Genomic DNA, 20,509 nt, shown 5'->3' with positions numbered 1-20,509 from the left:
CAAAAAAAACGCCTTCCGAAGAAAGCGTTTTCATGTTATTTAAGAATTGTCTGTGTTCTGTCCGGTCCAACGGAGACCACTTTGATCGGCACTTCCACTTCTTTTTCGATGAATTCAATGTATTCTTTCAATTCTACCGGTAATTCGTCGTATTTCGTCATTCCGGTTAAATCAGCTTGCCATCCTTTTTTCTCTATGAAAATCGGAGTCACATTTTCTTCTTCAATGTTGTAAGGCAAATGAGAGATAACTTCGCCTTTGTATTTATATCCGGTGCATACTTTTAAGGTGTCGAAACCGGAAAGTACGTCGCCTTTCATCATGAACAATTGGGTCACACCATTTACCTGAACGGCATATTTCAATGCTACCAAATCCAACCATCCGCAACGTCTTGGGCGTCCTGTAACGGCACCGAATTCATTTCCGACTCTTGCCATCGTTTGTCCGTCTTCGTCGAACAATTCTGTTGGGAAAGGTCCGCTACCTACGCGAGTGGTGTACGCTTTGAAAATTCCGAAAACGTCTTTCACTTTGTTAGGAGCGATTCCTAATCCTGTACAAGCTCCGGCAGCAGTAGTATTAGAGGAAGTTACGAACGGATACGTTCCGAAATCGATGTCCAATAAAGATCCTTGAGCACCTTCTGCAAGAATTGATTTTCCTGCTTTCATGGCATTGTTCAGGTATTCTTCGCTGTCAATGAATTGTAATGTTTTTAAAACGTCCACCGCTTCAAAGAATTCGGCTTCCATTTCCTGTAAATTGTATTGCATATCAACATCATAGAATGCAATCATCGCTTCGTGTTTGTCGGCTAATGCTCTATAACGCTCTTTAAAATCAGCCAATTCGATATCCCCTACACGAATTCCGTTTCTTCCGGTTTTGTCCATATATGTTGGACCAATACCTTTTAAGGTTGAACCGATTTTCGCTTTTCCTTTAGAAGCTTCCGAAGCAGCATCTAATAAACGGTGTGTTGGTAAAATTAAGTGTGCTTTTCTGGAAATCAATAATTTGGATTTTACATCCATGTTGAATTTTTCCAAACCTTCCAATTCTTTTTGGAAAACCACTGGATCAATTACCACACCGTTTCCGATGATGTTGATAGCCGTTTTGTGGAAAATCCCTGAAGGAATGGTTCTTAAAACGTGTTTGATTCCGTCAAATTCTAAGGTGTGTCCGGCGTTTGGTCCGCCTTGAAAACGAGCAATAATGTCGTATTTTGAAGTAAGTACGTCAACGATTTTTCCTTTGCCTTCGTCGCCCCACTGTAAGCCTAGCAGTAAATCTACTGTCATTGTGTTGTTGTTTGAGTTGTTGTTTATTGTTGTAACGGTCTTTTGGACGGTTGTTTAATCCTGTTTTTTTGTAGCGTAGAAGTACAACGAATGGTTGTGAATGTTAATGCCGAAAATCTCTTCGATGGTTTGTTTGATCGTTTGAATTCTCGGGTCACAAAATTCGATTACTTCGCCGGTGTCGCTCATAATGATGTGATCGTGTTGTTTGTCAAAGTAGGATTTTTCATAATGTGCCTGATTTTGTCCAAACTGATGACGTCTTACCAAACCGCATTCCAATAATAATTCTATCGTATTGTAAAGCGTAGCACGGCTTACACGATAGTTTTTATTTTTCATTTTAATGTACAGCGATTCAATGTCAAAATGCTCCTGACTCTCGTAAATTTCCTGAAGAATGGCGTAGCGTTCCGGAGTTTTTCGGTGCCCTTTTTCTTCAAGGTATTTGGTGAATACATTTTTTACAATTTCCTGATTTTTATTATTTTCCATTGAGGTTTGCTATGAAAGACCGGCAAAGATAAGTTTAATTTTTGTGAGGTGAAAGTTTAATTTTGATAGTTTTAAATTTACGAATTATATATTGTTAACTCGTATTACCTTGTCCACTCCGTCAATTTTCTTGATATTGTCCATCAGTTTTTTCAGGATAACATTGTTCTGAACAATTACTGTTACCTGACCGTTAAACAAACCGGCTTCTCCGCTAAGGGAAATACTCTGTATGTTTACGTTCATTTGGTTGGAGATTACTTTGGTCAATTCATTGGTTAATCCAAGGGTGTCCATTCCGGTAATTTTCAGTGTGGCTTTGAATTCTTCCTGAGACGAGTCAATCCATTTGGCCTGAATAATCCGATATGCGAAATTCGACTGTAAGCTAATGGCATTCGGACAGTCTTTTCGGTGTACTTTAATGCCTTCGGTAATCGTTACGAAACCGAAAACATCGTCTCCCGGAATCGGATTGCAACACGTTGATAATTTATAATCCAGTTTGTCCTGTTCCGCACCGAAAACCAATAAGTCGTAGTTTTTGCTGAGTTCGTTTTTATGAATGTGCTCAGGTTGAACCGATGGCGAACGCTTCATGGTTTTCTTGAAGAAATTTACCAACGAATTGCTTTTCTGTGCTGCAAAATCTTTTAACTGCTGATTGTCAATAGTCCCCAATCCGGCGCGGTAAAACAAATCCAGACTGGTTTGCAGTTTGAAAAAGTTTACCAATTCGTTTACCGTTTGTTCGTTAAGTGCCACTTTTAAATGGCGTAATTTTCGGGTTAGGATTTCTTTACCGTCTTCGGCAATTTTCTTGGTACTTTCGTTCAGTACGTTTTTGATTTTATTTTTCGCTCTGGAGGTGGTTACATAATCCAGCCAGTGTGCGGTGGGTTTTTGGTTTGGTGAGGTAATAATTTCAACTTGGTCCCCGCTGTTTAAAACGTGATTCAGCGGAACCAATTTTCCGTTCACTCGTGTACCACGTGTTTTTACACCAATTTCCGAGTGAATACTGAAGGCAAAATCCAAAGAAGTGGCACCTTTTGGCAACGACTTTATTTCTCCTTTCGGGGTGAAAACGTAAATTTCTTTCGCATACAAATTCAGCTTGAAATCTTCTACAAAATCAACAGCGTTGCTTTCAGAATTTTCCAAGGCTTCTTTTAATTGGTTCAGCCAAACGTCCAGGCTGTTTTCTTCCGTGGCGCCTTGTTTGTATTTGTAATGGGCAGCATATCCTTTTTCGGCAATTTCGTCCATGCGTTCACTTCGCACCTGAATTTCCACCCAGCGGCCTTTCGGCCCCATAACGGTAATGTGTAACGCTTCGTATCCGGTTGACTTTGGCGAAGAAATCCAGTCGCGCAAACGACTTGGCGATGGACGGTAATGATCGGTTACAATCGAATAAATTTTCCAGGCCAGAAACTTCTCTTCATGAGGGTCGTCTGATTTGTAAATGATGCGCAGCGCAAATTTGTCGTATACTTCATCAAAAGTAACTCCTTGAGCCAACATTTTTCTGCGGATGGAATACACCGATTTTGGTCGTCCTTTCATCGTATACTCGATGTGTTCTTCGTCCAAAGAGCTTTTAAGAACATCGGCAATCGATTTAATGTAGGCTTGTTGTTCTTCTTTGCTTTCCTTCATCTTGCTTACAATGTCGTTGTAAACATCAGGCTCAGTATATTTCAACCCTAAATCTTCCAACTGGGTTTTGATATTGTACAGCCCTAAACGATGGGCAAGGGGCGCATAAATGTATAAGGTTTCCGAAGCAATTTTGGCCTGTTTGTAATCCACCATGCTTTCCATGGTTTGCATATTGTGCAGTCGATCGGCTATTTTAATGAGGATTACGCGAACATCATCGTTCAAAGTCAACAGCATTTTACGGAAATTTTCCGCCTGCATCGAAATTTCCTGATCCGTTTTTACCTTGGCCATTTTGGTTAGGCCGTCCACAATACGCGCTATTTTCGGGTTGAACATCTTTTCGATGTCTTCCACGGTAATGTCTGTGTCTTCCACCACATCGTGCATTAAGGCTGCTGCAATGGAAGTAGCGCCCAAACCGATTTCGGATGCTACAATTTTAGCAACGGCAATAGGATGGAAAATATAGGCTTCACCGGATTTTCGGCGTTGGTCTTTATGGGCATCAACAGCCACATCAAAGGCTTTTCGAATGAGTTTTTTATCGTCTTCGGAAAGGGTTTGATAACTGATGCGGAGCAGTTCTTTGTATTCTTTGGCAATAGCTTTGTTTTCAGCTTCTAAATCAATCTCGGTCATAGTAATTCATTCAGTACCTAAAAATAAGCTAAAGAAATGAAGTTTGCAAATGGATTCGTGTTTTAAATAGAAAAGCGCTTTTTCAGAAAAGCATTGTAGTTTATTTATATTTCAAAAAAAGTCTCAAATTCAAAAGAACCTGAGACTTAAATTTTTTAAAACCGTAATGCTTATTCTTTAATAATCTTTACCGTTTTGGCCTTTTCCTGAGATTGAATTGTTAGGTAGTAAGTCCCCGATGTCAGTCCGGATAAATCAATTGACGATTCATTAACCTGCAACGATTTTGACAGTACCTGCTGACCTAAAAAATTATAAACCGTAACCGCTGTAATGTCTTGGGCATGCGAAAAATTTAAAGTGTTTTTTACCGGATTTGGATAAACGGTTAAACCGTTCAAATCAAAATCAGTGTTGCCTAAGTTGGTTTGAACACTCACAACATTCCTGAAAACAGGTCCCCAGGTGCCCGTATTGTCTTTTACACGAACATTGAAAACATGAAGTCCGACAGCAGGTAAGGCGATTCCTGTTTTTGAAAGTTGCTCAAAAGCGCTGTCAAAGGTACCATCGGATGCCAGAACTGCAGTTCCATTGCCTTCTCCCGGGTCGGTGTCCCAAAAATATTCGGCTTGCAATACGGCCATTATGGGTGTAGTATTAGGTTGCTCAACATTAACAACGTTAATAAAAACAGGTCCCCATTGTCCTGTATTATCTTTTACCCGAATACAAAATTTATGTAATCCTGTACTTGGCGCGGTGATTCCGGTTTTGGTTAGTTGTTCAAAAGCACTGTTGAAAGTACCATCGGTAGCCTGAACAGCAGTTGCAAGTCCAACTCCCGGATCGTTATCCCAAAAATATTCGGCTTGTGTTAACGAGGTTTGTGCACTGCAAAATCCTACCGTTAAAATTGCCAGTACACTATATATAGTTTTTTTCATCTTACTTTAAAGTATAAATTATTTAGAATAAGCTGAACCACTAACATTTAAAGTACCGGTACTTAAAACGGCTCTCGGTGTTACCAAATAGTTTACCTGAGGTCTTCCGCCATTGTCTGCAGGAAAGTAATTAGCCCAACTGTTCGAACCACCGTAATGTCCGGCATCGTTTCGGGTCAAATCCAAATCGGTGTAACTTACCGCAGGGTTTCCGGCATTTACATTCATACCAGTTACCGTATAAGCCGTATTATTGAAGTTCATGTTGGCAGCTCCCGTATTATTGCTTTGCGAGATGGTTCCTTCGGTTACAAAGGCATTTGTAGATACGTTATAGGAAGCCGTTACCGTCGCAACACTATTAATATTTTGGATGCAGGCATTAGTTTGGGCCACAACAAAAGAAATCGCATTGTTCATGATGGTAATGTTTCCGCCAGTACCCGGATCGCCATTTAAGCCGATATAAATAGGTGCTATGTCTCCGCCATTAGGTTCATAAATAGTATTGTTTACGATTTCGTTAGTCCCGCTTGTTTTGGTATTATAAATTCCAAATCCACTTGTAAAGTTATTATAGAATTTAAAATTATAGCTGGTTTGTTGGCTTCCAATTGTAGAAGTGGTAGCATTTCCTATAATTTCAATATCGTTGGTTGCAAGGGAATTATCAGAAGAAGTGTTGTAAGCCATAATTCTCTGCGCGTTGTTACCGGTCATTCTGCCGTGTGAAAAAAATACGTAGCCGCTAACAGTACATCCAGACATGTTTGTTGTAGTGTTTGCAGGTGTTGTATCAACATTATTTAAATAACAGTTGTACAGATTGATGGTTGTTCTTCCGCCAGTTGTAGCGCCAGTTGCAACAATATTGTAGATGGTAAAATTACCGGAACTTAAGTTGCTTATGGTAACCACTCTTCCGGCGGCCGGATTGATGTTAATAGTTCCTCTGATGAAATATTTGTTGTAATTGGTTTCCGAAACAAAGGTCAACGATTTGTTGATGGTCAGGTTTTCAATATAAGCAGAACCGTCGGTTTTGGGCTGAATGATGATTCGGTCTCCGTTGTTAGCTGCTGTTATCGCTGCAGATACGGATGTGTAAGCACCGCCGGTACCTGTCGCCCTAACGTATAAATCAGCTGCATTTGCCATCGAGGTAAACAAGCCTGCGATTGCGATAAAAAGTAATTTTTTTTTCATTTCGTTTTTTGATTTTCCCTTAATGCCTTAAGGTTTTTAGTTAGTAAATTAGTTTTTGGATTAAAATTTTAATAATGAGTTCTTGTTAAAACCACCTAATTTTTTGGATTAGGGGTGCAAACATAAGATTATATTTTTATGTAAGATTAATCTTTTAATGCTGTTTTTTAGAAATTATGTTACAAAATTACAGGAAAGAAAAACAGGGATTTTGACTAATGAATATCCGTAGGTTTTGGGTTAATATTCGTTACGATTGGAAGGAAATTCGTTTTTTTGAGTTTAGCATGAAATGCAAGGAATGACAATGGAAAAAAAGCCAGTTAATTGACTGGCTTTTTAGGCTACTTTTGAAAAGAGGTGTTATTTTACTTATTTCAACCAGAAATAATCATTCCATCCTTCGATTAATCTTGTCGGATCAGTGTTTTTAGTTCTGTCTTGTTCCGGAATTAGTACAATCTTTTTATCTTTAACAGTAAAATTGTAGATTCTCGGATCGTTTTCACCTTCAATGGTAAGTTCAATTTTGTAAGCACCATCAGTAAGATCTGCAAATTTAATCTCTCCGGGTTTGTTCACCAGTTTAAAGGCACATGAAACTTCATTCCATTTTGCTTGTTCTACTTGAGCTGTGTTTGGTCCATTGCCATAATGTTGTGCATATAGTTTATTGTCTTTGAACATATTTACAGACCATTTCACACTTTTGTTGGTTTTTCTACTGTTAGAAGGATTTGGCATAAATTCTTCATGAGTAATATAAAAACCAAAAAGAAGATTACCGGTATTGGCATGATTTAAATAAGCAAAATTATTCCATGGTCCGCGTACCACATACATTTCATTCATGGCGGCATAAGGATCTGAATTCGTTAGTTTAGCCAACTCAAAATCAAAAGAATAAAACATTTTGTCTCCGGCATAAAAATCCAATCTGTAATTACCCGGCCCCCAATCTGTTATAAACGATTCTGAATGTCCAACCCATTCGCCATCACGTTGGTAACGACTACTTGGTTCATTGAATTTTGTTTTCTTACCGTCATCAAAAACCTGATCTCCGGAATACTCAAAATAGTTCATGTATTGATTGTCTTTGTATACCTTAATTCTCAAATACTGCGATTGATCCGAAAAGGCATGAACTGTTCTGCCGTCAACCGTTTTATTTGGGATAAAAGTTGCCGTATAACTGTTAATGGTTCCGGCAGTGGTTCCGTAAAGTAGGGAGTTGAAAGTTACGGCTGGCGTTTGTTTGAAAGTGGTCCAATCTAATTTTAAACCTCCAAAATCACCGCTTTTGCCGCCTTTTCCGGCTTTCCCTTTGGCAGATTTCAGTACTTTGTCTGCAGCTTTTGTATTTTCGATAACCGTTCCGGCATCATCGGCCCCTTTTTTAACCTTATTGAATAATTGTGCATTAGCAGCCGTAAAGGAAAATAATAATGCAATAATGAGTGCACTCGTTCTAATTTGTTTCATGTTTTACTGTTTTTTTTAAGTTATTAGCTTAATTGCAGGCCAAACATAAAGCAAAAGAAAATGGCAATTTTAGGCAATGAACATCTGTTTCCTTTTAAAGGAAATTCGTAGAAGATGAAAGGAAATTCGTTTTTCGAAAAATTTATACCTGAAGGTTTTCAAGAAGCACCATGAACTCTTCTTTTTTACGAACGGAAAGCGGTATGGTAACTTTGTTTTTCATTACGATGGTATTCCCGCCGTCGGTTTTGATGAAATGGTCGAAATAGGCCATGTTGATTAAATGCGACTGATGGGTGCGGAAAAAATTATGTGGCGTAAGCAGGGTTTCATACTCTTTAAGATTGGTAGAAACAATTAGCTTTGGCGCATTGATAAAATGAAACGTAGTGTAGTTTTTATCCGATTCGCAGTTTACAATATCCTGAATATTAACGGAGTAAATCCTGTCAGCGGTTTTTAAAATAAGGTTCTGAAGGTTTTTAGGACGTTCCAAGTTAGCAAACAAATTGCTGAGTTTCATATCAAAAACTTCTTTGCTAAGGGAGCTTTCTGCCTTTTTTACGGCTTCAACCAAATCATCAGGATCAAGTGGTTTCAGCAAATAATCAATGGCGGAAAAACGGAACGCTTTAACCGCAAAGTCCTCATAACCCGTAATAAAAATGACTTTAAAACTGAAAGGCTTTAATTTTTGAAGCAAATCGAAGCCGGTTCCGTCTGGCATTTCCACATCTAAAAAAACAAGATCGGGCGACAATTGTTTAATAAGTTTTACACCGGATTCCACAGAATCGGCCTCACCAATTAGGGTAACAGAAGGGCAGTTCATCTTAATCATGGTGCTGTTCTTCTTTCTAATGTTTTCTATATCGTCAATAATTACGGCTCGTAACATGGGTCTTTAATTTTCGTAAATATAAGGGATTTCAAAACTAACTTTGGCGCCAACAATATTCTCGTTAGTGTCTTTTATGTTATCAGTGTGTACTACAAAATCCTGATTTTTGGTGTAACTTACCAATCGTTCTTTGGTAATGGTCATCGCTAAAGATTTGTGGTTGGTTGTTTTCTGAACCGCGTCAAATCCTTTACCGTTATCACTTACCTCAAAAAATAATTTTTGATCCTTGAGGTAAAAATGAATGTCAATCTGTCCTTGATTAGTGGTATTGCTTAAACCGTGCTTGATGGCATTTTCGATGAAAGGCTGTGTAAGCATCGGTGGCAAAAAGATCGCTTCCTGATCGATATCGTCCTCAATGGTAATGTTAAAACTGAATTTGTTATCGTACAAAAGCTGCTGGATGGCCAAATAGTTTTGGGTCATTTCTATTTCTTCGGAAAGCGAAATGTAATTTTCATTGGAATTTTCCAGAATTTGACGCGTCAGTTTCGAGAATTTGGTCAGGTAATTTATCGCTTCGTTATCTTTTTCGTCATGAATTAATCCCTGAATGTTGTCAATGGAATTGAATATAAAATGTGGGTTCATCTGGGTGATTAGAAGCTTTTGCTTGATTTGTTCTTTTTCAAGAACAGTAATCGCTTGTTTCTGTTTGCTGTTGCGATAATAAAAATAAGCACCCACAAGTATCAGTAAAAGTAAACTTGACAACCCGATAAGCCAGTTGTTTTTAACAGCGGTTTTCTTTTCGCCTTCAAGTTTGATTGCAGCGGCTTTCTTTTCTCCCAAGAGTTTTACGGCCGATACTTTCTTCCCTTGTATGATTTTCTGCTGAAGTTCTTTTCGTTCAAAATCATACTTTAATTGCTGTTGCGCCAGTTTGTTTTTCGAAGTTTCGAGAGCCGTTTTCCTTTCCGATTCCAGTTTAATGGCCGCTAATTTCTTTTGTTGAATGATTTTTTGTTGGAGTTCTTTTTTTTCAAACTCATATTTGAGCTGCTGCTCCGAGATTTCTCTTTTTGAGGAGGCAATTCGGGTAGAATCCGTTATTTGTTTATCAAATTCATAATAGTGAAGTGCTTTTTCATAATTTTTGTTCGCTAAGTTTATCTTATACAACATCTCGGCAATATCTTTCTGAAGCGTCTTATTGGTTGTTTTTTTGCTCAACTCAAAAGCTTTTTCTTGATAATCACCTGCATTCTTTAGGTCTCCTTTATTAAAACTGATATTCCCAAGACCATAATAAGCCGCCGCCATACTCATACTATTTGTGGAAGCGGATTTCATGGCTAAGATTTCCTGAAATAGCTTTTCGGCTTCCTCAAAATTGGAAAGTTTCATTTGCATATCGGCAGCACCAGATAAAGTAAGAATTGTTTGTGTGTCTGCTCCTAATTTTCGGGTGATTTCAAGCGATTTGTAGCTGTTTGCTAAAGCTTCCTTATATTTTTTAAGCTTGCTGTTGCAGTAAGCCATATTCTGATAATTAGAAGCTTTCCAATTTAGAGTGAGATTGCTGGGATATTCTTTATACGACATGTCGCAATAGTGTATGGCTTTCAAGCTATTTTCAATCGCTTTTTCATACTCATTCTGATGTCTGTAAGCATACGCCAATGTAGTATAAGCATAATACAAGGAATGCACATAAGTCTTCTTATCCTTTTCATAAAATTTTAGGGCTTCAAATATCAACGCTATTTGTTTATCCGTCTCATTTGTTGTCTTATAAAGACCTGATTTTGTAAGATAAACGGTGTACATATCTTCATAAGACTTCGTTGCTTTATAAAGCGCTATGGCTTTATCATAATACTGTGCTGATTTGTCGTATTCTTCTTTCTGTAAATATCGGGTTGCAAGACTGGAATAATAGGTAGCGAGCCATTTGGAATACCTTGTTTGTAGTTTTGGGGTATTCTTTTTTTTATAATTTTTCAATGCAATCTCGCCTAACAGGTCCACTACTTGATGAAACTTCGGGTCAAAGTTGTTCGTAAATTTAGTGCGGGCAACATCATGAATCATTTGCAATCTTGTAGTGTCATGCAGTTTTGGGTTTTGCAGTGCAATTTTTAACGAATCAATAATCTTGTTCTGTGCGTAAGAAGTTGATAGCGTGATTATGAAAAAAAATAGAATAAAAAGGCGAGTGCTTTTGAACATATTTAATCGTTTGTCAAATTTTTGAAAGCCAAAAGTAAAGATATTTTTTGTAGTAAATTTATCAGTTTACTGATGATTTTGTTGGATTTTGGTCATCTGTAAACCCCTTACTTTTTTGGTTTTGTAATAAGAAAGTATGGAAAAATAATTTGCAAACAGTTTTTAATAGTGTTGTTGTTGAAGGTGTTATGGCGATTCGGAAATGTCGTTTCTGTGAAAAATACACTATTCGAAATCATCAAAATGGAATGCATTAACCAAACGTATTAGCCTATGCTTAAAACGGATATCTGATATCGTTTTGTAACTGTTGAAGTGTTTGGAAAGTCAATAGTAATGTATGCTGTTACAATAAAAAAGCGCCCATTTGAGAGCGCTTTGTAAATAATTATTTATTCCGGTTAAAATCCAAATCCTGAAAATCATAACTGAAATCCGTCAGTTCCGAAATCGGTTTCATCTTTAGGTTGGAGGCTTTCCCTGTCGAATCGTAAGTCGCATATACAAACGCATCGGCTTCCATATTTCGGTTGAACCATTTCACGGCAAAACTGTTGTCTTTGTAAAAGAAAATTTCACCGGATAATTGTGGCGAGCGTTTGGAAGTAAAATAATAGTTTCCTTTTTTCTCGCTAATGGTAATTTCACCGAGCCAGTTATCGGTATATGAACCTGTAATTTTGTTCAGATTAATTTTCTGAACAGTTTTGTTTTTTGCTACGGTTGCCCAAACTTCCTCTGTGGCTTTGTCTGCATTACCGGTCATTTCCTGATTTCGTTTGCTGTACATTTCCACATAATCCTTATACGGAATCTGCAGATAAGTGTTTTTGATGGTATTCGTTATCGCTGAAAAAGCCGCTCCGGATTGCTGATTGGTCAAAACCACAATACCCAAATTTAGTTCCGGTAGCAACGTAACCTGAGTTACCATCCCTTCCAATCCTCCCGTATGGGTAACTTGTTTATAACCTTTCACATCGCTCAAAAACCAACCCAAACCGTAAGCACTAAAATGGGTATTGTAAGGCGGAGTCGTGTTCGCAGGAATTAAGGTTTGCGGTGCCCACATTTCGTTATGCTGTTCTTCGCTAAATAAAACTTTATTCTCAGGACCGTATTTTCCTTTGTTCAGTTGTGCGATGACCCATTTACTCATGTCGGAAACATTGGAAAATATCCCACCAGCAGCATCCATAACCGAGTTTTTACTCTGCTTGGTAATTCTTAGTTTTCCGTTTAAAGGAACATGCGGCGTAACAACGTTTGTCGTGTCCGGTATTCTGTGCCAATTTCCTTTGCTTTTCTCCATCTGAAGTGGAAGCATGATTCTGCTTTCTACAAATTCAGGCCACGATTTTCCGGAAACTTTCTGAATGATTTCCCCGGCTACAATATAAAGTAAGTTGTCGTAATCAAATTTGGTTCTAAAACTCGAAACCGGTTTCAGATAGCGTAAGTTATGAATGATGTCACGGGTTGTGAAATCGCTTCCTTCCGGCCAAAGCATTAAATCACCGGCTCCCATGCCCAATCCGCTTCGGTGCGTAAGTAAGTCGCGGATGGTGAATTCTTTTGTGACATAATCATCATACATCTTAAAATCAGGAATGTATTGAATGACTTTATCGTCCCAATTCAGTTTTTTTTCATCCGCTAGAATGGCTAATGCCGCTGCTGTAAAAGCCTTACTGTTGGAGGCAATTCCGAATAACGTATTTTCGTTTACCTTATGTTTGGTGATGATGGAGGTAACGCCATATCCTTTTGAATGAATTACTTTTCCGTCTTTTACAATTGCAACCGCAATTCCCGGAACATTGAACGTTTTCATGGTTTTCTCTACCAGTTCATCCACTTGTGGAGCCGTCATTTGCGCCGAAACGCTAAAACCGATGAGAAGTGATATTAGGATTAATTTGTTTTTCATAGTTATATGTCTTGTCTCTTGTCTCTTGTCTCTTGTCTCTTGCCTCTATTCCTTAAAATCCTCTTTGTCGCTTCGCTTCAAAAATCAAAATCGCCGCCGCAACCGAAACGTTCATCGAATCGATTTCGCCCTGCATTGGGATAATGATGTTTTTGGTACTTGCGGTTCTCCATGCCTCCGTTAATCCTGTGGCTTCTGTCCCAACAACAAGAGCTGATGGAGTAGTGTAATCTTGTGTATGATAGTAGGTTGAATCCTGTAACGTAGCGCAATAAACAGCAATGTTGTTTTCTTTCAGATAAGCGATTACTTCTTCGGTAGAACCGGTTGCGATTTGTCGGGTGAACAAACAGCCAACACTGGATCGCACCACATTAGGGTTGTACATATCGCTTTTCGGATTGGCGATAATTACCGCATCTAGATTAGCTGCATCAGCAGTTCGTAAAAGCGCACCTAAATTTCCCGGTTTCTCCGTCGCTTCGGCAACCAATACCAGTGGGTTTTCAGACAGTTTTAAATCCGATAACTGTAACGATTTGGTTTTGGCTATGGCAAGAATTCCTTCGGTAGTATCGCGATAGGCTAATTTCTGATAGACTTCTTTTGAGATTTCAATCAGTTCGACTTTTTGACGTGTGAGTTGTCGGATGTCGTTTTCGGCGATCAATTCCGGCAAAAATAAAATGGTTTCCAATACATAACCGCCTTTTTGAGCGAGCATGATTTCGCGCTGTCCTTCAATTAAAAACGTTCCGGTTTGTTTACGGGTTTTGGCTTTTTCCTGAAGTTGAACCAAGGATTTTATATACGGATTCTGAACGGAAGTGATTTGTTTCAAGACGATTTGATAATCAGTTAGTACGCAAATTTACAAAGTAAAATCAGATTAGATTACATATTGCGGACAGATTGTTTTCGTAACCCGAAAAAGTAGGGTATAAAGGAAAGACCTACGAAAAAAACCATGCTCAAAAGCCAATCCATTGCTATTGAACCGGTAAGTGTTGAATACATGGTCCAGGAACTCGGAAGATAATCTCTGTGTAATGAGGTTACGATAATTGTAAATTTCTCAAAATTCAGCATCAGCCCTAATCCGAAGAGCAAACGCAAAGGGAAGAATCGTTTTACATACGGAATAAGAAACGCCAATGAAAAGATAATGTACAGAAACTGTTGAGCAAACAAGGCAAAAGCGTAGGGGCCGTTTAACCGTTGAAGGTAAGTCGTTTTATTTGTTGTATCAGCATCAATAAAAATCAGCAAGGTATCGTAGCCATAAAAAGCCAAATACGTCAATCCTAATAAAAGTAAGGTTTTTATCGCAGATTTGTCAAACTCACGATAAAAGTTGTTCTTTCTAAAACCGGTGAATCCTAAAAAAAGAAACAACAGATTGTACAGTCCGAAGCCTAAGAAAAGATTACTCAATACGCCGTATATCGAAAACATTTACAAAATTCCCCTTGCTTTAATTTCCAGATATTTGTTGATGGTGTCCAACGTAAGGTTTTCCGGTTGGGTTAACACCGAATAGATACCGTATTTCTTAAGTTCACTTACAATCAGTCGTTTTTCAAAGGCAAATTTTTCGGCAATGGTTTGATCGTATACATCCTGAATCGTAGTTGCCTTTTTGTTAATCAAATCGTTTAATTCCGTATTACTGAAGAACACCACCACCAACAAATGGTTTTTGGCAATTCCTTTTAAATAAGGTAATTGGCGGTGCAATCCATCAACGGTTTCAAAATTGGTGTACAGTAAAATCAGACTGCGGTGGTTGATGTTTTTCTTGATGTCTACATACAAACGACTGTAGTCGCTCTCGAAGAAATTCGTTTTGATGTTGTACAGACTTTCCAGAATCAGGTTCATCTGCGACTGGCGACGTTCGGCCATGACACGGTTTTCCACTTTTTTGGAGAACGAAAACAGTCCGGCTTTGTCTCCTTTTTTCAGAATCACGTTCGACAACACCAAACTCGCATTAATCGCATAATCCAGTAAGCTCAATCCGTTAAACGGCATCTTCATTACGCGTCCTTTGTCGATAACCATATACACCGTTTGCGATTTTTCATCCTGAAACTGGTTTACCATCAGCTGATTGCGTTTGGCGGTAGCTTTCCAGTTTAAGGTGCGGATGTCGTCGCCCTGTACGTATTCCTTAATTTGTTCAAATTCCATGGTATGACCAATGCGTCGGATTCGTTTCAGTCCGTATTGCAACAGATTGTTTGAGAATGCCATCAGATCGTATTTTCGCAACTGAATATACGACGGATAAGTAGGCACCATCTGATTATTGGCAAACGTGAAGCGTCGTGAAATTAGTCGTAACGGAGAAGAAATGTACACATTCAGGTTGCCAAAGAAATATTCTCCGCGTTCCGTCGGCCGTAAATGATATTGAAATTGATCTTTCCCGTTCGCTGTTAATTTGCGGTTGATTTCGAAATTTCGTACCTGAAATTGAAATGGAATTTCATCAATAACCTTAGCAAAAACAGAAAACGAATAATGGTTTTTCAGCTTGACAGAAATTTCATTTTCATCGCCGTTGGAGAATTTTTCCGGTGCGTTTCGGGTTGCTTTTATGTCTTGTTTTGTGGCAAACAACAATACGATGTCTAAGCCGGTAAACGAAATCAGAAGAAACAACAAAAGCCAGCAAACCTTGTATAAACTCGGGAAAAAATAAGCCAAAACAAACCCTGCTATAATGCCTAAAAGCACATAGAAAAACAGGTTGTTGAGGTATAGTTTTTTAAAAAACTGCATTAGCGCGGAATTTCTACGGTATCAATAATTTGTCGGATGATTTCGGTGGAGGTGATGCCTTCCATTTCTCTTTCCGGAGTAACCATTACACGGTGTTGCAATACCGGTACGGCCGCGTCTTTAATGTCTTCCGGCGTAACAAAATCACGTCCGCGAAGGGCAGCAAAACCTTTGGCAGCATTTAAAATCGCAATTGAAGCACGAGGAGAGGCTCCTAAATACAGGAACGCATTTTCACGGGTATTCATTACGATTTTGGCAATGTATTCCACCAAATGGCTTTCAATCTTGATTTGTTTTACCAAACGCTGATAATTTCCGATTTCGATTTTGGAAAGTATTTCACGAATATTTTCCAGTTTGTTGCGGTCCTGTAACTCGTTTTCTTTCTGAAGGATGTGAATTTCTTCGTTCAGATTCGGATAATCAATGCTTATTTTGAATAAGAAACGGTCCAATTGTGCTTCCGGCAAACGGTACGTTCCTTCCTGTTCAATTGGGTTTTGTGTGGCGATTACCAAAAACGGAGCGTCCATTTGATACGCTTTTCCATCCACGGTAATTTGACGTTCTTCCATCACTTCAAACAACGCAGCCTGAGTTTTGGCAGGAGCACGGTTGATTTCGTCAATCAGGATGAAATTGGAGAAAACCGGTCCTTTTTTGAATTGGAATTCCGATTTCGACAAATCAAATACCGAAGTTCCGATGATATCCGACGGCATCAAATCCGGTGTAAACTGAATGCGGCTGAAATCCAATGCCAATGTTCTGGAAAGTAATTTAGCCGTAATTGTTTTTGCTACGCCCGGAACGCCTTCCAAAAGTACGTGACCATTGGACAAAACGGCTACCAAAAGCTGATCAATCATTTTTTGCTGTCCGACGATAACGGAACTTAATTCGTTCTTGATTTCGGTAACACTTTGTAGCAATGGTGTCAGATTGATGCGGGTTTCAAAATTTACATTTTCGTTTGAAACGGCTGTAGTTGGTGTCACTTCTCCTGAAAATTCCTGATTTGAAATGTCGTTGTTTGGAATGTGGTTATTTTCGAAAGTATCCATAATTACTTTAATTTATCTATTGCTTTACTGATTTCGATAACGTCTTTTTCTGTACTTGGCAGATTGTTTCGGTGTCTTTTTATTAATCGGATGACATTTTCTATGTCGGCTTTGTCTTTTCCGGTTTTCTGATGCAAACGATTGATGAAGGTTTCGTCTAAATTAAACGTGTCAATCAGATAATCGGTGCGTATTTTTTCCAGAAAATAAATAATCTTTTTTTCAATGATGAGATGATGATTGCCTTCCTGAAGGTATAAATTCCCGATGGTTTTGGTAAAATCAACGGTTGTGTTTTGCAGCGGTACTTTTATCGGAATAATGCGTTGTCGTCGTTTTACATTGAAAATTATAAAAGTAGTCATTCCGATTAAAAACAAATACCAGGCCCATTTTAAAGCCGGCTGACTTAGGATGTAGCGCATCGGTGAACTCGAAAGTTCCTCATTTTTAAAACTTTTTGCCTGCCAGTAAACGGTTCCTTTCGGGATGTAGGAAAGAATGTCGGCACAATATCCCGCGTTGCTTTTATTCAGTAAATAATAATTGGAAAATGCCGCCGGTTGGGTGTGGAGGTAGAAATTTCCTCTTCCGAACGGGACTTTTATAAAATTCACGTGTTTTGAAGTATCAATTTCCTGATAGCCTAAAACAGTTGCGTTTAGGGTGTCAATTTTGTTGAAATAGGAAAGACTCGCGCCTTTTTTAAACGTGTAATTTTTATGTTTGAAGGCATCGTTGGTCAAATTGAAATACAGGCTGTCCGATAACGAATATTGGTTTCCGAAATCGGTATGCAGTGTATCCATCAGTTGTTCCGGAAAATCTTTCATGCTCAAGAATGCCGAGTTTCCGTGTTCCACAAACCAGATTAATTCGTTTAGGGATGCTTCGTCAAATTCGTTATTTTCCGAAACTAGTAGTAGATTTCCCTTAATGGAGTAAGTGGAATCGGCAAAATTGTATTTCGGATCTAAAAATTCGTAAAGCGTGCTACCGAAGCGTTCCACTTTTTGCCCTTTAAATAAGGTATCGCTCTCCTCATTAAAAACGTGCAGTCCAAATGGAATTTTGTCTTTTGTGGCATATGTGGGCGACCAGTCAATTGGTTTGGAGCGGTTGGCATCAATAACGATAATTCCGATGATAATCAGCACAAAAAACGCAATGTATATTTTGAGAGTTCTGTTCATTTATATCGAATTTATAGTTTTAACGAAGGCTTTTTCGGCTTTAGCAAACAAAGCGTCATCAATGGTAAATTCTCCGTACCAGCTATAATCATAGATATAGGAAAGGTACTGGAAATCTTCTTTTAAGGCAGTGCGTTTGATTTCGTAGAGATAATCGGAATTGGTTTTTTCAATATCCCATTCGATAATGCCGTTGTCCGACATGCGTTTCAGCAACCATAAATAGTAATAACGAATGGAGAGTCGGTGGTTGTTGGCCGCTTTGCTTTTATCGATAATGGTTCGAAAATCGATGCTGTGAATGTCTTCTTCTGAAAATTCAGTCGTAGTAATTTTCTTTTTGGATGATTTTCCGAAAATCCACCCGCCTTCTTTATTGATAATCGCTTTTACGATAAGGTACACTACGAAAAGGACAATTAAAACGGCAATTGTTTTGAGGATGATTTCAAAAACAGATGCATTTCCTTCGCCACCGAAAGAGAAAATACGATCCAGCCAATACGCCAGCCAGGCTTTGAAATTGTCCCAGCGGGAAGTGTCTTTTAGCACCGGTTGGTATCGAAATTCTTCTGATTGATAGTTTTTTTGGAAGTCTTCTCGGAAGGATTTCGATACAATACTGTCGTTGTCCTGATAAATTTCATAATCTTCCTTTTCGGTTTTGGGTAACGCGCTTTTATCAGTTGTAACAAACTGAACAGTTGTGTCTACAACAATTTCGCTTTCCGTTTGAGAGAATACGGTAAGCGAAAAAAAGAATAGTATGTAGGATAGTAGTTTATTCACTTTGGGTTCCAATCAGGTCGATTTCACTTTTTGAGGTATTGTTTTCGTTTTCTTCTCGAATGCTGTAGTAAATAATTCCTTGGTTTACCAACAGTAGATTCTGAAAAATAAAATTCAGTAACAGCGATAAAATCATGGAAATTCCCAGCATGAGCATTAAAAAAGAAAATTTCTCTGGTTGTATGTTTGGGGAAGTCTGATTTTCTAAATCGGTAAACATCGAGAAAATGCCTATCAGATAAGGAATCATCGATGCGAAGCCCACAACAATCTGCATGATAAGGTACATGATGGCGGTAGATCCCACGGCCGGCCAGAATTTCTGTTTCATTAGTCGGAATCCGTTTCCTAAGGCTTCAAAATACCCTTTTTCGGTAGAAATATAATCGAAAAAGCTGAGTGAAAACCAACACATCATTGCCGGAATGATGATGAATAACAACGGAATACCAATCAGGATGAAAACCAAGGCAAAACTCAGTACCATCACGATCAGCATAATCGGAATAAGCACAAAAAGCGAAGCGATAAAGAAAATGATGATTTTGCCGATTTTACTTTTTATTACAGCGATAATTTCACTGGTGGAAAAACCGGATTTTTTTTCGAGTAATTTCATATACGCCACCGGATAAGCATAACTTAAAATACTTAGAAATATAGCGGTTATGGCAATTAAAACTCCAAGAGTGATTACCAGTTCCAGATTGTCGTTTATGTAATGGTCGATAGTATTGTTTGTGCCGCCAAAACCTCCGTTAAGATTTGCGAATAAACCTTCAAAAAACACGTTCATGATGAAATATACCAATACTAAAAGCACCAGCAAAAAACCACCGTTAATGATGAAATAGTTGCGGAAATAGTGCTTTCCATTCATTTTAAAGAACGTGAAAGTATCGCCTACCAATTCGCTGAAGTTTCTTTTTTTAAAGAGCTGAAACATGTTTTCTGTTTGTTTTTCGGTTAACGATAAAAGGATACACTAAAAAATAATAAGCGATGATGGACAATGTGCCTAAAATGATAATAATATTCAGAACTCTCGGCATGTCAATTGAGTAACGGGTGATGAATCCTTCTAAAAATCCGGCCGCAATGGTAAAAGGAATAGTGCTTAAAAATATTTTCAGACTGTTTTTAAATCCGGTTTTAAACGAATTGAGTCGGGAATAGGTTTTTGGAAACAAGATGCTGGCGCCTAAAATAAATCCGCATCCGGCTTCGATAACCATTCCGAAAATTTCCATTGCACCGTGAATCCAGATGCCGCGTACACTTTCCCAAAACACATTTTCATGGTAAAAGAAATACTGAAACGAACCCAACATAATGGAATTCTGAATCAATACAAAAAATGTACCCACGCCACCAAAAATACCGTATACGTAGCATTTTGCGCCTACAATAAGATTGTTCAGTGTAATGCCGATGAAACTGCCCCAATTGCTGCCACTTTTGTAAACGGCCACCGGATTTCCTTTTTCGATGTTCTCCAAGGTCATGTTTACATAGCCGTCGCCCATAATCAAACGGACAAATGTCGCATCATTATGAGCCGAAATTACCCCAATTCCGGTGCAAAGAAAAAACAATAGAAAAGCATACAGAATATACCTGCGGTATTCATAAACGAGCAAAGGAACTTCTGTTTTGAAAAAATAAACCACCCGATTGGTTTCTTCACGTTTGGTTTTGTAAATCTTTTGATAAATCTGAGAAGCAAGGTGGTTGAGATACACCACGGTTTTACTTTTAGGATAATACGTTTGTGCATACGACAAATCATTCACCAAATGAATGTACAAACTGGCCAATTCATCAGGATTTTTTTTAGCTTTGCCAAAAATAGCCTGTTCAAATTCAAGCCATTTTTCTTTATTTTGTTTTATAAACGCAACTTCTCTCATAAAGGGCTAA

The 20,509-nt window shown here is 38.4% G+C and carries 17 protein-coding genes; all 17 read right to left on the bottom strand.

What is annotated here, in order from left to right:
* Nucleotides 1-35 precede the first annotated feature (35 nt).
* The 17 genes from FCR2A7T_RS04035 to FCR2A7T_RS03955 all read right to left on the bottom strand — a co-directional run bounded on the left by FCR2A7T_RS04035 (nt 36) and on the right by FCR2A7T_RS03955 (nt 20,499).
* Nucleotides 36-1,307, bottom strand: coding sequence for an adenylosuccinate synthase (locus FCR2A7T_RS04035; RefSeq protein WP_023570006.1), 1,272 nt, complete (start codon nt 1,305-1,307; stop codon nt 36-38).
* A gap of 54 nt (nt 1,308-1,361) precedes the next feature.
* Complete coding sequence (locus FCR2A7T_RS04030; RefSeq protein WP_023570005.1) at nt 1,362-1,802, bottom strand: Fur family transcriptional regulator; 441 nt, start codon at nt 1,800-1,802, stop codon at nt 1,362-1,364.
* A gap of 84 nt (nt 1,803-1,886) precedes the next feature.
* A complete protein-coding gene (locus tag FCR2A7T_RS04025) occupies nt 1,887-4,109 on the bottom strand; it encodes a RelA/SpoT family protein (RefSeq protein ID WP_023570004.1) in 2,223 nt (740 codons plus the stop codon).
* A 170-nt stretch (nt 4,110-4,279) separates the two neighbouring features.
* Entirely contained in the window at nt 4,280-5,056 is a 777-nt protein-coding gene (locus FCR2A7T_RS14670) for a T9SS type A sorting domain-containing protein (protein WP_023570003.1), read from the bottom strand.
* A gap of 18 nt (nt 5,057-5,074) precedes the next feature.
* Nucleotides 5,075-6,262: a hypothetical protein gene (locus FCR2A7T_RS04015; protein ID WP_023570002.1), complete on the bottom strand. Its 1,188-nt coding sequence runs from the start codon at nt 6,260-6,262 to the stop codon at nt 5,075-5,077.
* A gap of 372 nt (nt 6,263-6,634) precedes the next feature.
* A complete protein-coding gene (locus tag FCR2A7T_RS04010; RefSeq protein WP_023570001.1) occupies nt 6,635-7,747 on the bottom strand; it encodes a hypothetical protein in 1,113 nt (370 codons plus the stop codon).
* Nucleotides 7,748-7,889: 142 nt separating this feature from the next.
* Nucleotides 7,890-8,645, bottom strand: a complete 756-nt coding sequence (locus FCR2A7T_RS04005; protein WP_023570000.1) for a LytR/AlgR family response regulator transcription factor — start codon at nt 8,643-8,645, stop codon at nt 7,890-7,892.
* A 6-nt stretch (nt 8,646-8,651) separates the two neighbouring features.
* Nucleotides 8,652-10,823, bottom strand: a complete 2,172-nt coding sequence (locus FCR2A7T_RS04000) for a histidine kinase (RefSeq protein WP_035117288.1) — start codon at nt 10,821-10,823, stop codon at nt 8,652-8,654.
* Nucleotides 10,824-11,211: 388 nt separating this feature from the next.
* On the bottom strand, nt 11,212-12,753 hold the full coding sequence (locus tag FCR2A7T_RS03995; RefSeq protein ID WP_023569998.1) for a serine hydrolase: 1,542 nt from the start codon (nt 12,751-12,753) through the stop codon (nt 11,212-11,214).
* Between the two features lie 52 nt (nt 12,754-12,805).
* Entirely contained in the window at nt 12,806-13,594 is a 789-nt protein-coding gene (locus FCR2A7T_RS03990) for a TrmH family RNA methyltransferase (protein ID WP_023569997.1), read from the bottom strand.
* Nucleotides 13,595-13,647: 53 nt separating this feature from the next.
* Nucleotides 13,648-14,208: a hypothetical protein gene (locus FCR2A7T_RS03985; protein WP_023569996.1), complete on the bottom strand. Its 561-nt coding sequence runs from the start codon at nt 14,206-14,208 to the stop codon at nt 13,648-13,650.
* Nucleotides 14,209-15,540 carry a DUF58 domain-containing protein gene (locus tag FCR2A7T_RS03980; RefSeq protein WP_035117284.1) on the bottom strand — a complete coding sequence of 444 codons (1,332 nt, stop codon included), beginning with the start codon at nt 15,538-15,540 and terminating at the stop codon, nt 14,209-14,211.
* The gene (locus FCR2A7T_RS03975) at nt 15,540-16,607 is read right to left on the bottom strand and encodes an AAA family ATPase (RefSeq protein WP_023569994.1); all 1,068 of its coding nucleotides are present in this window, start codon (nt 16,605-16,607) and stop codon (nt 15,540-15,542) included. The genes FCR2A7T_RS03980 and FCR2A7T_RS03975 overlap by 1 nt, the downstream gene beginning before the upstream one ends.
* 2 nt (nt 16,608-16,609) lie before the next feature.
* Nucleotides 16,610-17,800, bottom strand: coding sequence for a DUF4350 domain-containing protein (locus tag FCR2A7T_RS03970; protein WP_023569993.1), 1,191 nt, complete (start codon nt 17,798-17,800; stop codon nt 16,610-16,612).
* The gene (locus FCR2A7T_RS03965; protein ID WP_051369499.1) at nt 17,801-18,589 is read right to left on the bottom strand and encodes a hypothetical protein; all 789 of its coding nucleotides are present in this window, start codon (nt 18,587-18,589) and stop codon (nt 17,801-17,803) included.
* Complete coding sequence (locus FCR2A7T_RS03960) at nt 18,582-19,535, bottom strand: hypothetical protein (protein WP_035117282.1); 954 nt, start codon at nt 19,533-19,535, stop codon at nt 18,582-18,584. Before FCR2A7T_RS03960 ends, FCR2A7T_RS03965 begins: the two co-directional genes overlap by 8 nt.
* Nucleotides 19,519-20,499, bottom strand: a complete 981-nt coding sequence (locus FCR2A7T_RS03955; RefSeq protein ID WP_023569991.1) for a stage II sporulation protein M — start codon at nt 20,497-20,499, stop codon at nt 19,519-19,521. The genes FCR2A7T_RS03960 and FCR2A7T_RS03955 overlap by 17 nt, the downstream gene beginning before the upstream one ends.
* Nucleotides 20,500-20,509 lie beyond the last annotated feature (10 nt).

The organism is Flavobacterium cauense R2A-7, from assembly GCF_000498475.1.
GTDB lineage: Bacteria > Bacteroidota > Bacteroidia > Flavobacteriales > Flavobacteriaceae > Flavobacterium > Flavobacterium cauense.
This window is presented reverse-complemented; position numbering and strand designations above follow the sequence as displayed.

Coding starts and splice junctions, on each gene's coding strand:
- FCR2A7T_RS03995 (WP_023569998.1), bottom strand. CDS start 12,753: ATGAAAAACAAATTAATCCTAATATCACTTCTCATCGGTTTTAGCGTT.
- FCR2A7T_RS03980 (WP_035117284.1), bottom strand. CDS start 15,540: ATGCAGTTTTTTAAAAAACTATACCTCAACAACCTGTTTTTCTATGTG.
- FCR2A7T_RS03975 (WP_023569994.1), bottom strand. CDS start 16,607: ATGGATACTTTCGAAAATAACCACATTCCAAACAACGACATTTCAAAT.
- FCR2A7T_RS04025 (WP_023570004.1), bottom strand. CDS start 4,109: ATGACCGAGATTGATTTAGAAGCTGAAAACAAAGCTATTGCCAAAGAA.
- FCR2A7T_RS04015 (WP_023570002.1), bottom strand. CDS start 6,262: ATGAAAAAAAAATTACTTTTTATCGCAATCGCAGGCTTGTTTACCTCG.
- FCR2A7T_RS04035 (WP_023570006.1), bottom strand. CDS start 1,307: ATGACAGTAGATTTACTGCTAGGCTTACAGTGGGGCGACGAAGGCAAA.
- FCR2A7T_RS04010 (WP_023570001.1), bottom strand. CDS start 7,747: ATGAAACAAATTAGAACGAGTGCACTCATTATTGCATTATTATTTTCC.
- FCR2A7T_RS04000 (WP_035117288.1), bottom strand. CDS start 10,823: ATGTTCAAAAGCACTCGCCTTTTTATTCTATTTTTTTTCATAATCACG.
- FCR2A7T_RS04005 (WP_023570000.1), bottom strand. CDS start 8,645: ATGTTACGAGCCGTAATTATTGACGATATAGAAAACATTAGAAAGAAG.
- FCR2A7T_RS03955 (WP_023569991.1), bottom strand. CDS start 20,499: ATGAGAGAAGTTGCGTTTATAAAACAAAATAAAGAAAAATGGCTTGAA.
- FCR2A7T_RS03970 (WP_023569993.1), bottom strand. CDS start 17,800: ATGAACAGAACTCTCAAAATATACATTGCGTTTTTTGTGCTGATTATC.
- FCR2A7T_RS04030 (WP_023570005.1), bottom strand. CDS start 1,802: ATGGAAAATAATAAAAATCAGGAAATTGTAAAAAATGTATTCACCAAA.
- FCR2A7T_RS03985 (WP_023569996.1), bottom strand. CDS start 14,208: ATGTTTTCGATATACGGCGTATTGAGTAATCTTTTCTTAGGCTTCGGA.
- FCR2A7T_RS14670 (WP_023570003.1), bottom strand. CDS start 5,056: ATGAAAAAAACTATATATAGTGTACTGGCAATTTTAACGGTAGGATTT.
- FCR2A7T_RS03960 (WP_035117282.1), bottom strand. CDS start 19,535: ATGTTTCAGCTCTTTAAAAAAAGAAACTTCAGCGAATTGGTAGGCGAT.